The 24,056-nt window shown below is 39.6% G+C and carries 16 protein-coding genes; 1 reads left to right on the top strand and 15 read right to left on the bottom strand.

Going from position 1 to position 24,056, the window contains the following annotated elements:
* Positions 1-502: 502 nt before the first annotated feature.
* The 5 genes from Q0376_RS00830 to Q0376_RS00810 form a co-directional block, all read right to left on the bottom strand.
* Positions 503-1,633: an efflux RND transporter periplasmic adaptor subunit gene (locus tag Q0376_RS00830; RefSeq protein ID WP_298703088.1), complete on the bottom strand. Its 1,131-nt coding sequence runs from the start codon at positions 1,631-1,633 to the stop codon at positions 503-505.
* Positions 1,634-1,758: 125 nt separating this feature from the next.
* Positions 1,759-2,331, bottom strand: coding sequence for a M48 family metallopeptidase (locus Q0376_RS00825; protein ID WP_298703083.1), 573 nt, complete (start codon positions 2,329-2,331; stop codon positions 1,759-1,761).
* An 887-nt stretch (positions 2,332-3,218) separates the two neighbouring features.
* Positions 3,219-6,125: an AAA family ATPase gene (locus Q0376_RS00820; protein ID WP_298703082.1), complete on the bottom strand. Its 2,907-nt coding sequence runs from the start codon at positions 6,123-6,125 to the stop codon at positions 3,219-3,221.
* A complete protein-coding gene (locus Q0376_RS00815; protein ID WP_298703081.1) occupies positions 6,115-7,386 on the bottom strand; it encodes a DNA repair exonuclease in 1,272 nt (423 codons plus the stop codon). Before Q0376_RS00815 ends, Q0376_RS00820 begins: the two co-directional genes overlap by 11 nt.
* Position 7,387: 1 nt before the next feature.
* Positions 7,388-8,782 (bottom strand): PLP-dependent aminotransferase family protein, encoded by a 1,395-nt coding sequence (locus tag Q0376_RS00810; protein ID WP_298703080.1) that lies wholly within the window; start codon positions 8,780-8,782, stop codon positions 7,388-7,390.
* 382 nt (positions 8,783-9,164) lie between these two features.
* Here Q0376_RS00810 and bioB point away from each other — a divergent pair, with 382 nt between their 5' ends.
* On the top strand, positions 9,165-10,181 hold the full coding sequence (gene bioB / locus Q0376_RS00805; protein WP_298703079.1) for a biotin synthase BioB: 1,017 nt from the start codon (positions 9,165-9,167) through the stop codon (positions 10,179-10,181).
* A gap of 340 nt (positions 10,182-10,521) precedes the next feature.
* On the opposite strand, the gene Q0376_RS00800 is transcribed toward bioB, so the two are convergent.
* From Q0376_RS00800 to Q0376_RS00755, 10 genes are all read right to left on the bottom strand, one after another.
* Complete coding sequence (locus Q0376_RS00800; RefSeq protein ID WP_298703078.1) at positions 10,522-11,832, bottom strand: DUF445 domain-containing protein; 1,311 nt, start codon at positions 11,830-11,832, stop codon at positions 10,522-10,524.
* Entirely contained in the window at positions 11,829-13,064 is a 1,236-nt protein-coding gene (locus tag Q0376_RS00795; RefSeq protein ID WP_298703077.1) for a DUF445 family protein, read from the bottom strand. The genes Q0376_RS00800 and Q0376_RS00795 overlap by 4 nt, the downstream gene beginning before the upstream one ends.
* Positions 13,065-13,178: 114 nt before the next feature.
* Positions 13,179-13,889, bottom strand: coding sequence for an MBL fold metallo-hydrolase (locus Q0376_RS00790; protein WP_298703087.1), 711 nt, complete (start codon positions 13,887-13,889; stop codon positions 13,179-13,181).
* A 464-nt stretch (positions 13,890-14,353) separates the two neighbouring features.
* Entirely contained in the window at positions 14,354-15,112 is a 759-nt protein-coding gene (locus Q0376_RS00785) for a YadA C-terminal domain-containing protein (protein ID WP_298703075.1), read from the bottom strand.
* Positions 15,113-15,234: 122 nt separating this feature from the next.
* The gene (locus tag Q0376_RS00780) at positions 15,235-17,358 is read right to left on the bottom strand and encodes a hypothetical protein (RefSeq protein ID WP_298703074.1); all 2,124 of its coding nucleotides are present in this window, start codon (positions 17,356-17,358) and stop codon (positions 15,235-15,237) included.
* A 273-nt stretch (positions 17,359-17,631) separates the two neighbouring features.
* Positions 17,632-18,633 carry a phosphate acetyltransferase gene (gene pta / locus Q0376_RS00775; protein ID WP_298703073.1) on the bottom strand — a complete coding sequence of 334 codons (1,002 nt, stop codon included), beginning with the start codon at positions 18,631-18,633 and terminating at the stop codon, positions 17,632-17,634.
* A 142-nt stretch (positions 18,634-18,775) separates the two neighbouring features.
* Positions 18,776-20,236: a metallophosphoesterase family protein gene (locus tag Q0376_RS00770; RefSeq protein ID WP_298703072.1), complete on the bottom strand. Its 1,461-nt coding sequence runs from the start codon at positions 20,234-20,236 to the stop codon at positions 18,776-18,778.
* Positions 20,237-20,666: 430 nt separating this feature from the next.
* Positions 20,667-21,140, bottom strand: a complete 474-nt coding sequence (locus Q0376_RS00765; RefSeq protein WP_298703071.1) for a cyclophilin-like fold protein — start codon at positions 21,138-21,140, stop codon at positions 20,667-20,669.
* 188 nt (positions 21,141-21,328) lie between these two features.
* The gene (locus tag Q0376_RS00760; RefSeq protein ID WP_298703070.1) at positions 21,329-22,573 is read right to left on the bottom strand and encodes an alpha/beta hydrolase; all 1,245 of its coding nucleotides are present in this window, start codon (positions 22,571-22,573) and stop codon (positions 21,329-21,331) included.
* An 82-nt stretch (positions 22,574-22,655) separates the two neighbouring features.
* Positions 22,656-23,885: an MFS transporter gene (locus Q0376_RS00755; protein ID WP_298703069.1), complete on the bottom strand. Its 1,230-nt coding sequence runs from the start codon at positions 23,883-23,885 to the stop codon at positions 22,656-22,658.
* Between the last annotated feature and the right edge of the window lie 171 nt (positions 23,886-24,056).

Below are 24,056 nucleotides of genomic sequence, written 5' to 3'. Positions count from 1 at the left end.
ATGTTCATTTCGTTTGAAATGATTACCTTACATTGTTCAGTTTTCAAAGATCTGAGTTTGCACTCCAGTTATATTAGGTTTGCTTTTTACTCACCGTCATCTCTGACGGTTTTTAAATTATAACACTCATTTTTTAATCCGTCAACTGTTTTTTTACTTTTTTATTACAGTAAGTTTACAACAGTTCATGATTTCTTATCAGTATTATAATCTATGTAAACGCCGCCCGAAGTGTTCCTTCGGGAGACGACTTGTATATACTACCGCAAACAAAGTTCTAAGTCAAGGACTTTTTAAAAAAATCTTCCTCAAAGCCTTTTAAGGCTTCAAGGAAGATCTGCTATGAGCTACTTATTGGGTATCTATTAAGTAGTTATTCGCAAACTATTATATAGTTCTTAAGTATCATTTTGTAGTTATTAAATATCACTTTGTAGTTATTAAATATCACTTTGTAGTTATTACGTGTCTATTAGCTAACTATTATGTGGTTATTGCGTAACTACTCTATAACAACCTTTTCCCCTAATTCATATTCACCTTTAGATGTAATAACTTTTTCACCTTTATTTAAGCCCGAGGTAATAGCTGTATATCCATCAGCTGTTTCACTTACTTCTACAACACGCACATCCACAGTATTGTCTTCAGTAATGACATACACAAATTTTCCATCTTTATTTTCTCGAATTGCCGATTCCGGCACTGCCATAACCGGTGCCGTTACATCAGATTCAATAACTAAAGTATAAAACTCACCAGGACTTATCTTATTGTCTGGATTATTAAAGGTTGCTTTAACAAGTACACTTGGCGTACCTGCCACTGCATTTGTGTCTACATATGTTAACTCACCTGGAATTTGCTGATCATCAATTTTTAAATATACTTTAATTCTTGGCTTATTAGCTGGATCTGCTAATTTCAAAGCAAATCCTTGAGGAATGCTCAATGATGCTACGACTGGAGTATTTTGTTGTATTAGCATAAATGGTCGTCCAGCAATGGCTACTTTTCTATCTTCATTATATATAGCTGCTACACGCCCATTCATAGGTGCTACAATTTGCGCTTGCGCAATCTGTGCCTGTACTTGCGCAATAGCCGCTTGAATGCTAGCCGTTTCTACACCACCACCAGTAGCAACATATCCGCCACCACTAGTTACAACTGTCGCTTGTGAGCGCTGTACAATTGTTTGATACTCTTTTTCTGTAATAATACCGGCAGCCATCATATCATGAGCTCTAGATACATCAGCAGCCGAAACAGCTCCCGGAATTACCGTAGTTTCTTGTGGTACGGCCGCCAAAGTTTGCCCTTGCTGCCGTTCTCCTAGTTCCTGAATTAATTGATTCAACTGTGTCTGTAATGTCGCTGTATCAAGCATAGCTACTACTTGGCCCTGTTTTACCTCATCCCCTACTTTTACAGTCATCGTAGCTACCTGACCTGATACAGTAGGTTCAATGGTAGCCTTATTCAACGCAGATACGCTGGCATCATTACTTATTTTTACCGGCATCTCCCGCTGCTCAACGACCACACTCGTTACTTTAGTAGGACCAAAACAGCCGCCTATAGCAACAGCTAAAGTGATTATAGCGCCTATAGTCAAAGCTTTATGTATCATTTTATAGGATTTATTTTTATTATAAGCAAATCCAAACACTTTTTTCCTCCTATCCTCTTTAATAAGAGTTTCATTATATCAATCCATGTCAGCCTTAGGATCTATCACCGTTCCAATAGCTGAACTTATTTAACGATTGCTTCAAATTGAGGATTACCATGAAACCGTACAAAATGGTCTTGAGTTCGCGCTACAGATTTAACTTGTTCATCTAAGGCAATAGCTTCTCGCAATTTTACTAAAGCCATACGATCATCACCTTGGTCTGCATAAATAGTAGCTATTCCATAAACAGACCACACATTGCGCGGGTCTTTTTGTAATACTCGTTCAAACCATTCTTTTGAATTATTCAAATCGCCCTGCAATTTATATAACATGGCCAAATTATAATAAACACTTACATTATCGGGGTTAAGCTCATAGGCTTTTTGTTCATTCCATAGCCCCGCTGCCACCTCGCCATTTAAGCCCTGTGCCATCCCTTTGATGGCATATGCTTCATCGCTTTTCGGATATGTTTTTAAAATTTCATCCGCTTTAGCAATCGCTTCATCATACTTATTATGTTGTAATAATTCTGTCGCTGTTTGCACCTCCGCAGGTGGCACTTCATGTGTCACAACTACAGAATTAGGTTTTACTGCTTCACTTTCACTAGGCGTAGGTCCGCCGCAGCCACTCAGGAGAATCACCATGGCTAGCAAAATACTTCCATATGTTTTGCTAATTTTTCTTCAGCACCTTTCTCACGTATACATACATTCAATATCCCCTTTACGTTTTCTCTCTTATTATATACTATCTTAGCATTTTACAAAACTAAAAAGAGGTCATAAGTTTATTTAAGCATGTTCTGCCTCTTCATCTTATGACCTCTTATGTGAACCCCTAAACTTGTAATATTATCTATAAATACGGCCCCATGAATGTATCATCATATTCTTTGCGCACGCATTGGGTTTATTACACTATTACACTATTACACTATTTACATTATTATACTATAGGTCTATTACATTATAGCTCTATTACAGTATAGGTCTATTACATTATGGGGTTATTACATTATGGGGCTATTACATTATGGGGTTATTGCACTATAGCCACATGTAAATACAGTCTCTTCTTTCGCAAAAAGGGCTAAGCCTCTCCTCTTAGCCCTTACGACTCTTTTCTGTTTAGATTCATCCTTTCCATCTAACCTGCTAGCGACCAAGCTAAACCAGTAGAGTTGGATTCATAAGTATAAAGTATTTATTATATCTCCGAAATATAATACCTGTCTTTATAAACTCGTTAATTGCATTTCTATAGAAAATAGTCTATCCCTATTATAATAAAGTACACCAGAAAAAGCACTAACAAATTTGTAATATAATGCATAACTATACAGCATGTATACAATGTTCAAAATAAGAAAAAAGACCTGCTATAAGCAAGGGCACACTTATTACTATATGAATTGTCTAATAATAGAGCAATTCATATACAACAAGGTTCCTATACGTAATACAGGTCTTTTTATGTATTCCTATTCAATTTTACTAAAAAATTTGCTTAGAAGTATACATGCATTCCACATCTATTTAACCATCGGTGCCTTGCTGCTCAAATCATATACTGCAAGGCCTGGTACCGTAAGTGCTGTTTTAGCTGTACTTTGTTGGCAGGTAAAGATTAATACTTGACCTTCCTTGCCCACATGAGCCAATACATCAAGCGCGCCTTTTTGACGTTCTTCATCAAAACGAAGTAAAATATCGTCCAAAATAATTGGTAACGAATCCACCCGTTTGCTAAATACATAGGCTAGACTAAGGCGCAATGCTAAATACACTTGATCACCTAAGCCACTACTCCAGCGATCAGAAGTTAAGCCATTACCATTGGAGTCAATGGCTTGTAGATTAGCTACCTCACCTTGTAAGGCTAGAGTATATTTCCCTTGCGTCATAATCTGCAAGTACTCAGAGGCTTTTTCAATCGCCTCTGGCTGACGATCTTTTTCATAATCAGCTTGTGCTAATTCCATAAAATGGCTAATGAGAACCTGCGTAGCCCAAGAGGTTAAAGACTCTTGTAACTCCCCTTCTAATTGTTGCTCTTTTTGCAGCGCTGTAGCGAGGGCTTTATCATTACTTAATGTACGCAAAGTTTCTTGCAATTGTCCGCGTTTCTCATATAAATTAGCTAAGCGTTTTTTTAGGCTTGCCACTTCAGACTCACTGCGTGCTGCTTCTGAATGCCATTTTGTTTTATTTCCTGACTTTAGCTTGCGCAATAAGGAATCATGTTGATCTTTCTTAGGCGCAAAGAGGGATAATTGATCGATACTTTGTTCATACACAACTTTCCACTGTGTATATTGATCTTGCAGCAACAAACGCTGACGATATTCAGCCGCCGATGGCACACCTGTTCTTTGAAGAATCTCATCTTGTTCTAAAAGCAATGCCTTTTCCTTGCGACTCCATTGTTCATATTCTTCATGATAACTGCGGCGCTGTGATTCTTTCTGTTCCCAACGCACCTGATTCTGGCGATGTGATTTTAATAAATTATATACTCTTCGTACTTCAACTGGTGTAGCCGGAATCGTCAATTCTAGCTTATTCCACAAGTTCTGACATTTAGCTTCCAATTCAGAGCGCTGCTCCTCATGGTCTTTTAAGATTTTTTCGTATTCCTTATACTTATTTAAATCTTCCATGTATGTGTCATATTCTTGTTTCATAGCAAAGAAATGATTGTCTGTCAGTACGCGGCTCGCACCAGCTGGCAGCCACCGTTGCCATGCTTCCATAGCTTTATTACCAGCTTCTTCTAATGCCTTGCCTTCATCTAGCCAGGCATCCAAAAGCTGTTCATAACTATGTACCTTCGCAAGTAAAATATTTTGCTTCCCAAAATCTTCTCGAGCCTTCTTTACGGTCTGTTTCAAGTCCTCTAATTCATCTCTTGAATTTGGCACCGACCAATTATGTTCCTTCACGACTTCATTAAGAACATTTCGAATACTCTTTTCCCGGCTTAGCAAATGGTTCAACTCATTAGTACATTGCTTCTTTTGTTTCCAAATATATGCAAAGGCTCCGCCACCTAAAATGACTAGTATAGCGCCCAACCAATATAGAGATGGATTCATGAGCCCTAGTAAAAGGCCTATCACGACTAGTGCAACTGGCACTAATTGAACCATCGTATTGGCATAAGGAGATAAACGAACAGCCAATAAGGCTTTATCAATGACTTCCTTCTCTTCATAAGTAGTAATCAAGGTCTCTAAGCTCACTTCTTCTTTTACAAGCTTAGACTCTTCTTGTTTCACCGTAGAATTAGCAATATCTTCTGGCTCTTGAGGTTTTCGCTTTTGCCAGTGCAAATAATTATCTTGTGCACTCCGTAAGTCACGGGCCAACCGTTCCCCTTCGGCCCAATTCACCTGAGCCGGTAGTTCTGTGTTAGCGTCCCACGCCGTATGCATGGTGCGCGAAATATCTAATTGCTCCTTAAATCGCTTAACATAGGCCTGACCTTCTTCGCACTCTTTTTGTAATTGTGTCCACTTTGATACGTCTTGATATAAATCTTCAATATCTTGGCCATATACACCAATCAAAGAATCTGGCACAAAATTGTCCGGTACTAAGCCCTGCTCCTTGCCGCTCCACATTTTCATATTATTACGGCATTCACGAAGTTTCTCTTCAATAGCCATAAATTCATTTTTTTCGAGCAAATCAGTAACAGCAAAAGTATTCATTTTTTCTTTAGCATGTTCTGCTCGTTTATATACGTCCCAAGCACGAAGAACTAAATCAATATCACATCCATAATCTTGCCACTCTTTTAGACGCTCCTGTAATTCATTTTCTGTAATAGTTAAATTATCTAATTCTTGCTGATAGTTTGCATAGGAGTCTTCGGCCTTAGAATAATCCTCTATATTTTGGCGAATTTGTTTCAACTGCTCTACCAAAACATTTATTTTTCTTTTTCCTGCTGCAGAAGCTACTAATAAGTCTGCTGAATTTTTTTCTATATCTTTAACAGCCGTACTTAATCGCTCGCCTCCTTCACCACCAAAGAAACGAGCTCGCACTTCCACTTCCGTTAGCACATCGGCACCCTGTAATTCATCTACAGTGATAGCAAAAATACGATCATAGGTTTTCTTCTCGAGTCCATGCCACCATAAATCAGCCGGCTCTTCCTGAATCGGTTCGCCCCCAAGAGGATAAAAATCTAGTTTTTTCTCCTTGCGCCCAATATGATACACCGTACCGCCATGCTCTACTACTATGTGGCCTGTACCATAGCCATAGGCCTTACTCTTTTTACCAAATAGTAAAAATCGCAACGCTTCTAATAAGGATGTTTTGCCACTCTCATTGGGCCCAAATACCATCTGCACGGAATCCTCGCTCGGTACAAAAGACCAATCACGGTAAGGGCCAAACTCTTGTATATAAATTTCTTTAATCCTCATCCGTATCTCCTATTAAACACCGTGCGCCTTCACTTTCTGCACGGCGTAATGCATCCCATAATAATTCATCAGTTAACAATCGATTATACCTACCAAGCCTTTTAGTTTCAGGCCGTTCATTAATGATACGTCGCAAAGACGCTAAACACGCTTCCTTAGGCAATGTACTTACTAAATCATAGCTTTTCAAATAATCACTAACCATATCGCCCATGGCTCTACGGCCTTGCCAATCCTCATGGGACTTAGTTTCATTGCTTATGCGAAAAGGCATAATAAAAGCAAACTTATTTCGCGCTTCTTCCTGACTCATCATAAGCCAAGTTTGACGCACCTCTTCCTCTTGGCAAAGAGCGCTTAAGGAGCCTTCACCAGTCAAGGTAAAATCAACTAACACTGGGCGTTTAAGCTTGCGCAACATTTCCTTTTTATGACGAATCATTTCTAAAATCTCACTTTGGTTCGCCAAAGAGCTTATATCAATGTCCTCATGTTCAAAACGAACTGCCCCCGTTTCATGGAAGTTCAAATGTATATGTCCATTCCCTGTAACGTCTACAATATAGCACCCTTTTGGCCCCTGCTCTTTACGATGTAGCCCTTGGATATTCCCAGCATACACAACATGTGGATATTCATGAAGTACTTGACGCTTATGAATATGACCTATAGCCCAATAATCCATACCACTATCAATTAACTCATTTAATTTAGCAGGCCCCACTAATTCATGATCTTCACTGGCCCCTACGGTGCCATGGAATAGACCAATGGAGAAAGGATCATCTGCCTGTGCTACCAAGGACTTGGCCACTGCATCCTCACGATTTTGTCGGCTACAGCTAATACCATATATATAGGCCAAGGTCCGACCATGGGCAACTAAAGGTACTCGTTCTGAGGACTGTGCCGAAAACACATGAACATTCTCAGGTAAATCAATGTGAGCTGACCAGCTTTCTGCTGGGTCATGATTTCCTTGCACCATAAATACTGGAATATGACCTTGGCTTAAGCGTTCGCACTCATGGGCAAAACGAACTTGTGCCTCTAAATTATGTGTTTCACTATCATAAATATCACCAGTAATAATAAAGGCTTGCACTTGCTCTTGTAAGGCTAAGTCCACAATAGCCTCAAACGATCGGTAGGTGGCACGGTTAGCAAATTCGTCCACTTGTTTACCTAAGGACTTTAAATATTTAAAGGGTGTCCCTAAATGAAGATCCCCACATTGTAGAAATCGAAATGGTTGAATCATGTTAAATTCCTTTCCACGCCTTAGCGAGTTGCTTAATAGCAACCCCTAATTGATTTGTTGGAATCGCACTAAACGAAAGAATACACTGTACGCCATAGGGCGTATCTTCACCACGGCGCACATCACAGCCGTCATGACGAGCTAATGCTACCAATTCCTTAGCATTAACTTTCATTTGTACTACTAAACTAATATATACACCACCTTCTGGTGCCTTTACTGTAATCTTAGGTCCAAATTCTTCAGTCAAATATTGAACCATCAGCTTGCTTTTATCGGCATAGTGTTTGCGCAACCGCCGAATCTGCTTAGACCATTCTCCCGCTTCAATAAAACGAGCCCACACAAGCTGTTCCATAACACTGGCACTTTGCTTGTATCTATGACGATAAGGAATAAACTCCATCCAAAGAGGCGGTGGCAATACCATATAACTCAAGCGAATCGACGGCGGCAGCACCTTAGAGGGTGTGCCTAAATAGATTACACAATCAGCGCCATTCATCCCCTGTAAGGACTCAATAGGGCGGCCATAATAACGTAATTCACTATCATAGTCATCTTCAATAATATAGCGTTGCCCCTGCTTGGCCCAATGTAATAATTCTTTGCGCCGTGCTGCGGTCATAACACTGCCGCTTCGGTCACAATGTGAAGGCGTACAATATACAACCTCCACCTGTGCTTGTTCTAGTATATCAAATAAAGTTTCACTGCGCTGTTTTATTTCAACTACAGTAAAGCCATAATCTTCAAATATGGTCTTAACACCACTAAGGGCCTCTTTTTCTATGCCAATAGTAGTGAGTCCCTGACGCTTTAGCAATGACGCAATAGCTGAAACCATAGGCTGAGTACCACTACTTACAATAATTTGCTCTACCGTAGTATTAACACCGCGAGCAGCACTTAAATAAGACTGTAATTGCAAACGCAACTCGCGCTCACCTTGTGGATTACCATATGCCATAAGTCGCTCAGGCTCCCGTAATACATAGCCAATATACCGTTTCCATCGACTATAATCAAAGCCTTCCGGGTCCATTGCACCAGTGGCAAAGTTATATAACAAGCTTTGCTTTCTTACTTCTTTTTTTATTGTTTTACTCATCATATCATCAAAATGACTGACTTCACGGCGCGGTTGATCGTAATTCAAAGGTAATTCTAACACCTCATAAGGCGCCCTATCATGAGCCTTCAAATACCCTTCCGCAGCTAATTGTACATAGGCTTGCTCTACAGTAATTTTACTAACTCCGATTTCACCGGCCAAAGCACGTACAGAAGGCAATCTACGACCAGCAGCTAATACGCCGCTTTCAATGTTAGATTTTATATACATATAAATTTGTTCATACAGAGGTGTTCCACTCTGTCGATCCAACACTAGCATATAGCCCTCCTTACGTTAAAACTCAACTATATTTATTGTATCACAGGGACGGCCCTTAATAAATTATTTGTAGCATTTCTTTTTTATCTCTAAGCAGTAAATATCTCTCCCTCTATTACTGAACAGTACACTGCCGCTCTTTTATTGTTAACCTATTGTCATTTTATCCCCCGCCTTATTGTTCGCCTCCTATCATTGTATAGCACTCTTTATTATTATCCTACTATCATTTTATAGCACTCTTTATCATTATCCTGTTATCATTTTATACCTTTTCTCATTGTTAACCCACCTATATTTTGTAGTTGACTATATATTTTGCCACGAGTATAATAGCACCATGGTATAAATTTTCAACGAAAATACAAAGAGGTGTAAGTTCATGAACGAAACAGGTAAAACAATAGGATATCAAGATATCATCACCTACGCAGAACGCGTGCTAAATGGTGGTGAAATTACACGGCAAGAAGCAGAATCACTTATTAAAGTGTCTGACGAAGATACGATGATTTTATTAGCTATGGCCGATAAAATTCGCCAAAAATTCAATGGTGATGAAGTCGATTTATGCGCCATTGTAAATGCGCGGTCTGGCAAATGTCCAGAAAACTGTAAATTCTGTGCCCAATCAGCCCATCACGAAACAGGCGTTACAATTTATCCATTTATGAGCACAGAAGATATTGTTGACCACGCACGTAAAGCTAAAGAAGCCGGTGCCATTCGTTTCTCCATTGTAACTAGTGGCCGAAACACAACTAACCCAAAAGAATTTGACCAAATTTTAGAAGCCCTAAAACAAATTCATGACGAAACAGGTCTTGAAGTATGCTGCTCTTTAGGTTTATTAACCTATGAACAAGCCTTAAACCTCAAAGAAGTTGGGGTTACTCGCTACCATTCTAATATCGAAACAGCGCCTAGTAACTTCCCTAACATTTGTAGTACTCATAATTTTGAAGATAAAATGAGCACCATCTCCAATGCACAAAAAGCAGGGATTCGCGTTTGCTCTGGCGGCATTTTCGGCCTTAACGAAACCTTAGAACAACGTGTAGAAATGGCCTTTGAACTTAAGCGCCTCGGCATCGACTCAGTGCCTCTAAATATTTTAAATCCTATCAAGGGCACTCCTTTTGAACACAACAAACCATTAGAAGCCTTAGAAATCCTTCGAACCTTCGCTACATTCCGCTTTATTCTTCCAAAAGCCCAAATCCGCACAGCTGGCGGTCGTGAAGTGAATCTCCGCGATCTTCAAGCCTTAGCTCTTACTGGCGGGCTTAATGGTATCATGGTAGGTGGTTATTTAACTACTGATGGACGCTCTCCACTAGAAGATTTACAAATGATTGATGACTTAAAATTAAAACGTGCTGAACCTGCCATGGCATAACAAGCTCCTTAGTCGTATGCAAACGTGTACCCGAACTCTGACAAGCATACGCTAGGATACAATTAACAATCCCATTATATTAATATAAATATTAATATAAACATTACTATAAACATAGACAGTAATGTAAATTAAAATTACCTGATTTCCATAAAACAACAAAAACTTCTAAAAATAGAACTGCATGTCTTCAGAGCCTTTGGCGTTTAGCCGAAAGTGCTGATAGACATGCAGTTTTATTATATACGTAGCCCTATTCTTTTATATCTTAAGTTATAATCTGATATTTATATCTTAAACTATAACTCCATAGTTACATCGTAACTTGTGCCCCTACATATTATAAGCCCCACATAGCGAGTAGTGGTTCATAGATAAAATGCAAGAAACTCCAAGCGCCTAAGCCGCAAACAGCGCCCACAATAGCACCATTAATACGAATCCAGCTTAAATCATCTTCTACTTTTGATTCAATAAATTGTATAAATTTTTCAGTGCTTAACGCCCCTAAGACTTGTCTTACAACTACACTTAACATAGCATGGCCACGAGCCAAAATATATTGTCCCATGTGCTGACACATGTTCTCAATTTTCCGATTAATTTCTGGCTTTTCACTATATACAGCCCAAAGTTCTTGTAAAGACTTCTCTAATACAGTAACCGGTGTTTCCTCTTCAAAGGCATCATTCGCGTCAGCCATATGAATAATATTATGAATATAAGGACATACATAGGTTAACAAAATCGTATCCCAATCTTGATCATCAATCCACTGCTGCCAAGTAGAGTCGATAGTCTTAGTAACTGTACTATTGTATGCTAACTCCTGTAGCGGCGTAAGCCATTGCTGCATCCATACTAAACGCTCCGTACTACCTGGTCGTTTCCAGCGCTCCAAAATCATATATAACTCGCGCAACATAGCCATAGCCATATCACGGGCATTAATAATATCAGTGGCCTCTGATACGCTAATCACTAAGGCTGACAAGAAATTATCCTTTCGTGCTTGAATTTCTTTATCAATCGTATCAGTTAACCAATGTAGGACTTGTGGCTTATCAAGAGCCCCTTGCAGAACAATGATAAAGCGAATAATCAGTGTTTCATGTTTATTACTACCACAAACCTCAGTAAGAAACTGCTGTATAGGACCTGTAATATTTTGCTTATGCAAAAATTCACTCAGCACTTTACTGCCCCACTGCGCCCATTCGCGCTCGCTGCGACTATGCCACAGCACATGCAGCATACTGCGCAAGGATCTTCGAATGGCTTGCCGTCCACGATCTCTTTTCACATATCCATTAATATAAGGCACAAAGCGCACATTGCGTAATGCTCGTTCGCACTGTTCATAGGTCAACAGCCTCGTTTCAACAAGATGAATGATCCCATTGATTAAGCGGTCTTTATTCCGCGGTATTAACGCCGTATGATAAGGAAAGCCCAAGGGCTTACGGAATAAAGCAGTTACGGCAAACCAGTCAGCTACACTGCCGATAAGTGCTGATTGAACCAACCAATATAATGCATCATACCAAGTGGCTGTAATGTAAAATTGACCAATAAATACCAAGCCATATAGAAGCGCCGACACCGCTAAAATGCGATTCGCCCATACGCGATAGGGTACGCCTCTAATCATAATGCCAGCCCTCCTCGAATTAAATATGAAGCCACATAAAATAGGCCCCCTAACACCGCTCCTACTAAGGAGCCATTAATACGTATCATCTGTAAATCGTGATATAATTTTCCTTTAATCACGTCCGCCAATTGCCGTGGTTCATAAGCATTTAACTCCCCCACCACAGACTGGTCTACAAAGGGGCGAAGCTTACGTAAAAGTGGTACGCATTGGTATAGCAACAACCGCTCTAAACCAGCCATTCGCACCTTATCTTTTAACAATCTAAGAGCATACTGCTCCGCTTCTTCCTGTACTCGATTTACCATACCTTGCCAAGTCAATTGCTCTGCACCGATATGTACGTCTTCAATAATTTCCGTAAACCAGCGATTTTTAAGCTTCTCAACAGTATCTTGCCATTGTGTATTACGGTCAAGCTCGGCTAATAACCATAGTACTTTATGATACACATACTGCCCCATTGGCGAGTGCAACGATTCTTGACTGGCTAAAAATTGCGTACCCTTACGCTGAATCAAGTCCGCCACCTGCTCCGCTGAAAAAGTATCACTGCCAAAAGCTAAAGCTAATTCGCGCCAAAAAGAATTTTCTGCATAGCGATTCATCATAGCCCGTACAATGCCAACTAAGTATGGCTGTATAGCGGCTGAACTCAGCACGCCTTGCATCATGCGATTTACATACAGCCACAAAATACTAGCTGTATCTTGTTTCATAATGATATGGCCAAATCGAACAAGCAAAGGCGCAACCTTCCAATGTTCGATGCCCTTTTTTATGGCTTCTGTTACTTCCTTTTTTATAGGCGTTGCATCGAACTGATTGGCCAGTTGACCACCTACTTCCGCTAAGAAGTGTTTAATCTGATTACGCCCTTCAAGGCTTAAGAAATAAGACAGAATTTTATACAACAATTGCTCGCGCTTAATCACATGATACATATGAGAAACGCGTAATAATTCTTCTACCATCATATAGCGTGCCGTTTCTACTAGACGGGCTTTACTTCTTGGTATTAATGCGGTTTTATAGGAAATGCCTAAGGGCTTACTAAATAGCGCTGTAACAGCATACCAGTCGGCTAAGCCACCAATCATGGCGGCCCCACTGACATGAGTTAAAAAGGCAAACCACGGATTTGCACGAAAAGGATATACAATTAAAAATATTACCATCATCACCAATAGCAATGCTGTTGCTATTGGAAATGCTGTACGTTTCGTCATACGCCATCCTTTCTAAAAGGACTATTCTCTATGAAGTAACATACCTGTATCAGTTATTATTAGCTACTATTGTTCAATGCTACACCATTCACTGATGTGCCTTTCACTAATAGTTTATTCACTGATTTGATATGCACTTACATCCACGACATCGCCCGATGCCTGTGGCGTCCAAATAGGTAATGTTTCATACAATGCTTTAAAATACACACTTGGTGTCCATACAGGACCATTGCTATGCATAGGCACAAGAAGTTTTGGCTGTGGCACTTTATGTAAAAATTCGATAATGCCCCATTCACGTGCACCTTCTAGGCGTGCATCTACAGGGAACATAACTAAATCAGCCTCCATGCCTGCTACGCGATTAAATTCGCGCACTGCATTGGCCTTCGCCTCTCTATTATTTTCAGCGGTATCGCCGAGCCAATGCCACCAATTCAAATCACCAGCATGGAAAATGCGAGCGCCCCCAATGGTTACTAAGAATGAGCCTCCTTCATCGGTCGAACCATACATATGAATCGGTATCTCTTCGACTTTTGTGTGCTCGCCTACTTTCATAACCGTAGTGCGGTCCACCGGCATTTCACTATGAGGCACATCTTCGTGCACAATATAGTGCGTTGTAGGGCTATTAAAAGTTAAAATCTCTGGCACATAATGATCGTGATGCCAATGGCTTACAAAAAACCATAAGGCTTTGCCCTCGGCCTGGGCACGCTTTACTTCACCAGTAGAATCTTTATAATAATCAAAAATATAGGCTCTTTCACTTGTTTCTAGCATAAAGCCACTGTGTTGTAAGTAGTGTAATTTCATAATGCTCACCTGTCATTTCCTTTTTACACCTATGAATTAATTTTACTATCAAATCTAACCGCATTTTATTCTTTATACACTACGCCTTACAGGACTAAGAGTCTACGCATTTATATAGTACTTTTGTCGTACTTTTTGCCGTACTTTATGTACTACATTTTGAAGCACTTTATATAGCGCTTCATATCCCCCTTGCACTTGCCTTGGTATTTAATTCAGTTAGATTCTCAATTATCACATTAATCACTTAGTGGGTAAAACATAAACACGAGTTTCACACACAAAAGACTAGGTTAATATTGATAATATTATTATTTAACAATTTTTATTATACCATAGAATTGTAATATTTATAGTAAATCTAAGTAAAAAAAGGACCCCGAAGGGTCCTCTTTGTAATTCATAATACATCGACTTCATCGCAATTAGAAACTCAGCTAGTACAAGTATACTTGTTTTAAATCAAATTACTGTTGTGTACCAACTTGTTGAATCAATGCCGCTATTTTTTCATCTTGTACTTTTAATCGATTCTCTTGGGCTGCTAATTGTTCTTGTTGTTGTACTACCAAAGATTCTAAATAAGAAAGTTTTTCTTGTAATACATAGGTAGAGCTAATTGGGCCCTGACGATAGGTTTCCTCAAGAGCACGTTCCTTTTTGCTATCACCAAACTTCCAGGTTACCCCTGCATTAGCCATTACTTTACTATTACCACCATTCATAGCTACACCAGCGCGGAACAGGAGCGATTCATGTTTATAATGGGCAAGACCTAATGCCACTGCATTTTCACCACCATAGTAGCCATAGCCAGCCATAATCTGAGTTCGCTCTAGTGGATCATACTGGAGTGGACTTAATGCTGCTAATGCAGCGCCCATAGCATCAGCACGATTGCTATTTTTCTCCAATCTATGAATTGAATGTTTCATACTATTATCTAATTCTCGAACTTGGCCTACATTTGCTGCATCAGTATTCTCTACACCAGCCGCTACATTTTTAATGACTTTACCATTACTATTTAGACCTTGTTCACTAATATATATGTCATCCCCTACTTTATAAGTATCTGCTTGAACAACCTTCGCATTGATTGTATTGACTTTCACCTCATTGTTCAAACCAACCACTAAGGTATTATTTTTTACCGTAGTATGAATATTGGTATCCCCGTTTATACGAACATTAGGTGATTCTTTAGCCACTGTAATCGGTGTCATATTATCTGCTGTTATGGTAAAGTTAAATACCCCATCTTTACCATCTTTACCGTCTTTACCGTCTTTGCCGTCTTTACCATTCTGCCCATCTCTCCCCGGCTTACCTTCTGGCCCCTTTGGACCTACTGGCCCGGTTCACCGTTCAGACCTGGCTCGCCTTTCGGACCGGTTTCTCCTTGCTTACCTGCTGGGCCAGCTTCGCCCGGCTTAATAAGGCTCTTATCAACTCCGACTAAAATAACATCTTTGCCATCAGCATTTTTTTGTTTTTCTGCATACAGCCCCTCACCAAAATCAAACATCATACCATGTATTGCTTGATTCTCTACAATAGAAGTACCGGCCGTATATGCATTATTATCTTTTACACCTTGACTCAAAATAGAAATCGTAGGATTTATAATCATCCCTCTAAGGGATTTTAATTGAGCCACATTCACAGCATCAGTGTCCGCCATACCTGCTGCTACATTAGTAATTTGACGAGTACCTACAGCTTTACCGTCAGTGCCTCCATAACCTACTGACACAGCACCTAAGGTAGACTGCCACACAGAAGTAACTTCATTAGCTACTTTGGCTTTATCTGTCACCGGATCATAGCCTACAACTTCAGCCTTTGTATTGGCAAGAGATTGCGTGCCTAACGCTACACCATTTATAGCTTCCGTCTTAGCTTGAAAGCCTATGGCTATACCATTTTCAGCTTCAACATTAGCCTCATACCCCATAACAACAGCGTAATCTTCAGTAGCCTTGGTTTTATTGCCTAAAACAACGGCATGTTTCAAGACCGACTTTAAGGCCCCCTTATCTTCTCGCTCTCTAAAGCCTAGTATAATATTGCCCTCAGCTTTAACTGTATCGTCCCCTTGAAGGCTCTGATAATTACCAACTACAATATTGTGCACCCCATTCTCAAGCGTATTATGAGACCCCATAATATAACTGTGAGATACAGCTTTGCCTGTATTCTCATAGCCAGTTATAGCATTAAATGCAGCAAATGTATCTTCACTTGTTACTTGATCAAGCTTTGTATTTCCTGAGTTCAAAACCGTTGAATTACTTGCACCACGACCGGTGAGCGTATTGCCTACGCCAGAAACAGTGGAGAAGAGAGCATAATCTACTTTATTAGCTCCGCCCATAATCCCCACTGACCCCATGCGATTATCATTAGAATATTTACGCAATGTGTCGGCTAATTCTTTGATTGAACTACTACTTACAGTAGGCGTTAATGATAGTGTCCCAATAAATGGAACATTAGTGGATAAGGAGTCCATAATAATGGGACTATCTGGTGTAATATAGGAATTAGTAATTTCATTGCCCGTGCCAAAAATTAACGCGCCATTACTCTTACTAATCCGATTCGCTGTACCCACAATATTAGACGCCGTCCCTGAATACATGAGTCCCGACACAGGGTCCGAAACACCCCCTAATAAAGAGAAAATATTAGCATTTAGGGGCTCATTCCCTTCAATGCTATTTAAAGAACCGCTAATACTAGCACCAAAGCCTTGGATGGCAGCCCCTGCATTATGAAGTGCATTAGTCCCACGCGTAATCTGATTTCCAACCCAACTTGCCGTAGGTTTATCATAGGCCTTCGAAATTACATTATAGGAGCCATTGATGCTAGAAAAATTACCCATATTAAAAGAGTTATCGCCCACCGTAGTGGAACCTACACCAGTGGTTACATCTGAGTTTTTTAACTTACCATTATTAACTATAGCATTCCCACCAATATTTCCATCAGTCGTGGCAAAGTCAAAATCACCAATCTGCCCCCTATAGTCTCTGTTCCCCAGCTCCACATTACCAATTCGTGCATGTGTGTCTTGACCAATGGCAATGCCACCAGTAAGCGCAGCTTTGTCACGACCAAATTGAATAATACTTTCGTGATTGCCATTACTCATATTATGAGAATACGCATTATGGCCAATGGCAATACCGCCAATCGCCGAGCCTCCCTCATTATTTACCTTAGCCGTATTGCCAATGGCTATACTGTTTATTGTACTAGCCTGGGCATTTACACCAATAGCAAGGGCATTTTCCCCTGTAGCCTTTTCCCCTTTTTGATTTTTTAAGTCCTGCGCAGTGACTGGAGGATTAATCGGCCCTATGCCAAAAAAATTAGCCCCCGTACTAGCCGCATCTACATGACTCATACTACTTGCTGTTAACCCCATTAACACCAATACACTCAATATATCCTTTTTCTTCATAACAAGTCCCCTTCATACAAAATCTTTAAACTACACACTCTCTTATATTATAGGCAAATTAACTCATTATTTTTTTTAATCACTCCCTTCACTTTTTTAAATAAACTCCCTGTTATTATACACAAATTGATTCTTTTAAGCTATATCATGATGTATGATATTTTTGAAACGTAATGTTATTAATTTATTCAAGTGAAAAGAAGTGTTTTTCCCATAAAAAAAGGACCCCGAAGGGTCCTTTTCTATATATAGCTTATGCCATATTATATTAAATTATTCAACGCTTTCTGCCGCAGCAATAGCTACTACATCAACAATATCAGTAGCGAAGCAACCACGGGATAAGTCATGAATTGGAGCAGCAAGACCTTGAATCAATGGTCCAAGAGCTGTTGCACCAGCAAAACGTTGTACTAATTTGTAACCAATATTAGCAGCTTGAAGATCAGGGAAAATCAAGATATTAGCTTTACCAGCTACTTTGCTGCCAGGTGCTTTACGTTCTGCTACAGATGGTTCGATAGAAGCATCTAATTGTAATTCGCCATCAAAGTCAAAGTCCACATTGCGAGCTTTTAAGTCTTCTACAGCGGCAATTACTTTATCTACTTCAGGAGAGGATGCAGAGCCTTTAGTGGAGAAAGACAAGAAAGATACACGAGGGTTAGCCATATTAGCTACTTTACGTGCTTTTTCTACTGTAGATACTGCAATATCAGCTAATTGTTCAGAAGTTGGGTTAGGAATAACACCACAGTCAGAGAATACTAACATGCCTTCATCACCATATTGTGCTTTGTCAGTGAATACGAACATGGAGCTAGATACAGTTTTAAGACCTGGTTTTGTACCAACAACTTGTAATGCAGCGCGAAGTACATTAGCAGTTGGGCTAGCAGAACCAGCTACCATGCCATCAACTACGCCTAAATGTACAAGCATAGCACCAAAGAATAAGCAATCGCCAAGCATTGTAGCGCGCGCTTTTTCAGGAGTCATGCCTTTTTTAGCACGTTTTTCAGTGAAAATTTCCACCATTTTATCTAATTGTGGGAAAGTTTCAGGATCAATAATTTCTGCCCCATCAATGTTAAAACCAGCTTTTTGAGCTGCTGCTTTTACGTCTTCTACTTTACCTACAAGTACAGGATGAGCAAAGCCTTCTTTTAAAATAAGAGCCGTTGCTTCAAGTACACGTTCGTCTTTGTACTCAGGTAATACGATTTTTTTGCCTAATGGTTTTACTTTTGCTTTTAAATTTTGCACGAGTTCCACAATATCATCCTCCTAGATAGTGAATCGCCTTTTCTAACAAGGCCTTTACGATTAAATTATATCATTTAAGGCGTTTAGATTAAAGGGGCACTTGTTATATCTCTTCATATTATCATTCATGAGTTTTTTAGATACATACAATCTATTTTGAAAGAGTCATTTCATCAAACAAGGTACCATCTTGTAAATAGGCTTTGACGGTTAAATCAGCCCCTTTTCGTTCAAGTACTAAATAGTTATCACCATCTACATAAGGGGACACATATTCATCGAATGGATGCGATAGCCAAATATTCGCATATTTTACATCCCCTGCCACACCGGTCAACACATAGGAGGGACCCGTTTCACTTCGTTTAAAATCTTCTACATGACCACGACGACGATACATATGAAGATGAGCCGATAACACTAAATCCACTTTATATTCGTCAAATATAGGCATAAACATATGGGCTAGTTCATTAAACCCAGGCTCAATATTAGGATTTTTGGTGTATGGATAACGGAAGGTATCCTTATGCATTAACACAACCTTCCAAGGCTTAGTTGTGGCAGCTAGATCAGATCTTAGCCAAGCTAATTCTTCATTCATTACGGCGTCGCGATAGGCTTCATCCATTTCATTAAATTGTGTGTTCAAAACAACAAAATGAACATCGCCATAATCATATGAATAATACGCCCGGCGCGACATATTGCTAGCCACTTGCTGCTCTTCTGTAAGCACCACGCCCGCTAAAGACGTATTACTACGAGTCGCCGTATCCTGGCTCACACCGCTATTATCTGTAAGGCGCCCCCCTGAAGTGCCATTAGCTGTCACTGAAGACGTACCGTCTCCCAATATAGGCGAGTCATAGCGGAAAAAATGATCAAATGCATTCGGTGTCTTCACTTTCCAATCCAAGGAATAGTATTCATGATTGCCCATAACAGCAGCCAATGGAATTCTTGCCGCCATAGGTTCTACGGCATCAAACCAAGAGTCCCATTGGTAAGCAGATTCTCCATTATCTACTAAATCGCCCATATTAACGTAAAATGCAGCTTCAGGATATTGCGCATAAGCTGTTTTTACTAACTCTTTCCAGCCCCTATAATCTGAGGATTGCGAATCAGGAAATACTAAGGCTGTAAACTCACCATTCACACGCGTATTGAGCTCACTCCAGTCTGGTCCCACCATATTAGGCCCTACGCGATAGGCGTATTCCTTATTAGGGGTTAAATCTTTTATATGAGCGCGATAAATATACCGAGTCACACCATCCTCTGTAAAAGTATCCATCGTAGCCGGCACAGTAATAATCGTCGTATCAGCAGCGCCTTTCTCTTTGTATAGCACTACAGGATCTTCTTGTGGCTTTTCCGTTTCCCACATAATAATACGGGATGTACTCATATCAGGCGTAACTAACTGACGTATATACTTAGGGGTTAGGCCCGCACTTGGCACAGTGGATACCACGGCACTGCGCCCTTCACGGACTACATAATGAGCTAAGGCGCGCCCCCAAGGCGTAGCTATTACAGCTACAGTAAGCACCACAATAACAGCTAATATACCACCCCAAATAAATTTTGACTTGCTTTGTTTCAATACAGTCTGACTCCTTTCTCAAAATTAACTCTATGCTATTTTATAACCTACGCTACGCCGTGCATTACTTATAGGTAAATACCTCTACCTATACATCAATAGAAGGCTATAACTAAATTTCAATTACAAAATATCTATATCTCTCTATGTTTTAATTATAAAACTTAAAGTTAACTTTAAGTCAAGCCACTACTTATACAATTCGCAATTTAAATCGACTCGCAAAGGACGTAAACGACTTAAAGAGCTGAAAGAATTTAAAGGAATTCGAAGCGCCCAAAGAACTTAAAGAATTTAAAGGCAAATATCCCAAAGAACTAAAAAAGCTTAGGGAGTGAAAAATACTACTTCTATATCTCCTTGTTGACTTAAGGCCTCCCAGTCTACAGGACCTTCGATATAACCTAAATCTGTATACGAATACGAGCTATCAAACTCTATACGAATACGAGCTATCAAACTCTTTATAGAAAATAACGATGCCATTTTTGCCCCATAACTTTACCTGACCAGGCACAATATGGCCTGCTACGTTAGCTTGCGTTGGTAAGGATTCAGAAATCTCTGCATATTTTTCATTACTATTTACGTCTTTCATGGTAAGAGTTCTTGGCAAATTAGCTTTAAATGCTGCCGCTGCTTCTGTGCGAGCTAGTTGTAATATATAAAGCTGTCCATTAATTGTAATGTGTATACGTTCCTCCTTAAAGCTCTTTGAGGATTCGTTCTCTGCTCCGTCCTGACTAACTGCCACCCCTTTAGTTTCATCACCAGCCTGCACCGTACGGACTTGACTCATTTGTTCTGATTCGGCATTACTCTTAGTCGTACTACAGCCACTTAACCCTAAAATCAAGAACAAGCAAGCAATATAAATAAACAAAGGCTGTTTTCTAAAAAACATACATATTACCTCCGAAAGTATAACTCCTATATAACTCCTATAAAAATCTATAAAAATCTATAAAAATGCTAAAGGAGCCGCTAATGCAGCTCCTTTAAAACACAGGCCTAAGAAAGTAATAAAACGAATTGTATATACAAACTCTTTACATACTTTCACACCATAGATTCTATTTTAAATGATAGATTCTATTTTAAATTTTTGTGGAAGAATTCTGTAATTGCTTGGAATGGTATTACATCAGTTTTGTCATAGAAATCTACGTGATTAGCACCTGGTACGATAATGATTTCTTTATTATCACCAACTAATTTCTTCATTACATCTTCGGACATGTAACGAGAATGTGCATCAGAGCCTGTTACCATAAGTACAGGACGTGGAGCGATTTCATCTAAATGAGCATCCATTCTAAAGTTCATGAAACCATAAGGCATGATGTCTACCCAAGCAGTTGTGGAGTTAATAGAACGTGGATGATAGCCGCGTTCAGTACGATAGTAGTCAAAGAACTGCTTTCCTACTGGATCCATATTAGCTGGTGCTACTTCAGGCAATAAATGACCATCTTCTAAAGTTACAACTTCTCCGTTAACAACAGGTACTTCATGGTAGCCTGGTGCTGTTGTACCACGATCCACCATGTCCCAGCGTTTATCTGCTAAGTATTGTAATACTTTTTCGCGATCAGCTGGTGTATAAGAGTCGTTTAATGCATAACCAATGGAGCGGGACATATCATATAAAACGGAGGTAGCTACTGCTTTAACACGTTTATCCATAGCCGCATCAGAAAGAGCCATGCCACCGAAACCACAAATGCCCATAAGACCAATATTGTCGCGGTCAACTTGTTCTAAAGAGCCTAGGAAGTCAATAGCGGCACTGAAATCTTCTGTATTAATATCAGGAGATGCCATATTGCGTGGTTCGCCACCACTTTCACCAGTATAAGAAGGGTCAAAGGCTACTGTAATAAATCCTTGTTCCGCTAATGTTTGAGCATATAAACCAGATACCTGCTCCTTAACAGCACCAAATGGGCCACTTACAGCAATAGCTGCCAATTTGCCTTCTGCATTTTTAGGAATATATAAATCGCCAGCTAATGTAATGCCATAACGATTTACAAATGTTACTTTTTTATGATCTACTTTATCACTCTTAGGGAATACTTTATCCCAGCTCTGCGTTAATTTCAAATCTTCTGGTTTATTCATTGGGGAATTAATTTTATCCTGTGCATTCGTAGTAGGCACTACAGTTTTCTGTGCTTCCGCTACATGAGCTGCATTGCTTGCTACTGGCACAAAGGCTGGAATTGCCGCATCAGCAGCATGTACATTAGCAAAACTGCCCGCTCCATATAAAGCAGCTACTGCCGCTAATGCTAAGGCTTTTTTCATCATTCGTTTTGATACATTCTGTTTCATATTATCTCTCCTTCAACTACAATATTTATAATAGTTTAATTAATATAATTTTTATATATACATGCAATTTAGCATGCACCTATTAACTTTTTGTGGACACAGGAACTTGTATTCCATTCATTACATGTCGCTCATACAAAAGCTGTATGCTGCCTACTACCATAGCGACCGCTAGCATAATAATGCCACCATACATAGTTCGTTCAAGGCCCCACGCATTAATAATGACACCACACAAGGTCGTGCCTACAATAACACCTACATTAGCAGCCGTTAAAAATAGCCCATTGGCAAAGTTTAATGCTTCATACGCGGCAGTGGTGATCCAGTACTGTGTAATATTAGCAGATAAGCCAGCTAATACGCCCCAAATAACAACTAATGCTACGCCAATACCTAAAGTTATGACTTGAGATAAACCATTAACATCCCCCTGTGAAGGGCTTTGACTAATAGCAATAAACACAGCATATAAAGCCACTAATATAACAAGGGTGGCCTGAATTGTTTTTAGCGCAAATTTACTGAGTAAGTGTCCCGCCATAAAGCTACCTACAATATTAAGTGCACCATATACAAGTAGAACGGCACTTACTAAAGATGCATTAAAACCCATGACCGTAGTCGCATACTCAACGAAATAATTATATACGCCATAAATAGAGCCATTTAGAGCCATTACAAATATAATGGCTAACCATACATTGACCTTTTTTAGCACCTTAAGTTGGTCACCATAAGAAATAGCCTCTACTGGCAAGTCATTTGGTATTTGCCAAATAGTGAGCACAAACACGATGGCTGTTACTAAAGCAGCAAACAAAAAGGCAAAAGATAGACCCCATTGCGCTGCTAAAAAATTACTAATCGGTACGCCTACAACCATACCTGCGGCAACGCCCATGTTTATTTTAGCCACTGCTTTAGGTCCATCGCCTTTTTTTACAGACGAAGCTGCCAAGGCAAAGGCCATGGCACAATAGACTGGATGGAGCAAGGCCGGCACTAAACGGGCTATCAATAACACTTCAAAGGACGGTGCCCAAGCTGCTATTATGCTAGTAATTGTAAAAATTCCTAATACTAACAACATTAAAGGCTTTCTAGCTATTTTAGACAATAGCAGTGGCATAGTAGGCCCTGATAAGGCTACCCCTAAAGCAAATACACTTAATAAACTAGCTGCCATGACTAATGAAACATCATAGCTTTCTGCTATATATGGTAGCACGCCAATAATTCCCATTTCTGTATTCAATATGCCAAATACACCAACTGCTAATATACCAACCATTTTAGTTGACGTATCCATACTTTGTATCCCGCCTCTCCTTTTCATCAACGCTTTCAATATCTTTATTATATTCAAATCATTAAATATAACAATTATTTATATATTATATCCAGATATTCTTTTCATCTATATCTTGATGTGTATGAGATTCGTGCCGTATAATACAGGTAAAAGGCATATAGTATTAGG

Source organism: uncultured Veillonella sp. (assembly GCF_937981445.1).
Taxonomy (GTDB): domain Bacteria; phylum Bacillota; class Negativicutes; order Veillonellales; family Veillonellaceae; genus Veillonella_A.
This window is presented reverse-complemented; position numbering and strand designations above follow the sequence as displayed.

Excerpts from the sequence above, each read along its gene's own strand:
- Q0376_RS00830 (WP_298703088.1), bottom strand. The coding sequence starts at position 1,633 with ATGATACATAAAGCTTTGACTATAGGCGCTATAATCACTTTAGCTGTT.
- Q0376_RS00825 (WP_298703083.1), bottom strand. The coding sequence starts at position 2,331 with ATGGTGATTCTCCTGAGTGGCTGCGGCGGACCTACGCCTAGTGAAAGT.
- Q0376_RS00820 (WP_298703082.1), bottom strand. The coding sequence starts at position 6,125 with ATGAGGATTAAAGAAATTTATATACAAGAGTTTGGCCCTTACCGTGAT.
- Q0376_RS00815 (WP_298703081.1), bottom strand. The coding sequence starts at position 7,386 with ATGATTCAACCATTTCGATTTCTACAATGTGGGGATCTTCATTTAGGG.
- Q0376_RS00810 (WP_298703080.1), bottom strand. The coding sequence starts at position 8,782 with ATGCTAGTGTTGGATCGACAGAGTGGAACACCTCTGTATGAACAAATT.
- bioB (WP_298703079.1), top strand. The coding sequence starts at position 9,165 with ATGAACGAAACAGGTAAAACAATAGGATATCAAGATATCATCACCTAC.
- Q0376_RS00800 (WP_298703078.1), bottom strand. The coding sequence starts at position 11,832 with ATGATTAGAGGCGTACCCTATCGCGTATGGGCGAATCGCATTTTAGCG.
- Q0376_RS00795 (WP_298703077.1), bottom strand. The coding sequence starts at position 13,064 with ATGACGAAACGTACAGCATTTCCAATAGCAACAGCATTGCTATTGGTG.
- Q0376_RS00785 (WP_298703075.1), bottom strand. The coding sequence starts at position 15,112 with ATGACACCGATTACAGTGGCTAAAGAATCACCTAATGTTCGTATAAAC.
- Q0376_RS00780 (WP_298703074.1), bottom strand. The coding sequence starts at position 17,358 with ATGAAGAAAAAGGATATATTGAGTGTATTGGTGTTAATGGGGTTAACA.
- Q0376_RS00765 (WP_298703071.1), bottom strand. The coding sequence starts at position 21,140 with ATGTTTTTTAGAAAACAGCCTTTGTTTATTTATATTGCTTGCTTGTTC.
- Q0376_RS00760 (WP_298703070.1), bottom strand. The coding sequence starts at position 22,573 with ATGAAACAGAATGTATCAAAACGAATGATGAAAAAAGCCTTAGCATTA.
- Q0376_RS00755 (WP_298703069.1), bottom strand. The coding sequence starts at position 23,885 with ATGGATACGTCAACTAAAATGGTTGGTATATTAGCAGTTGGTGTATTT.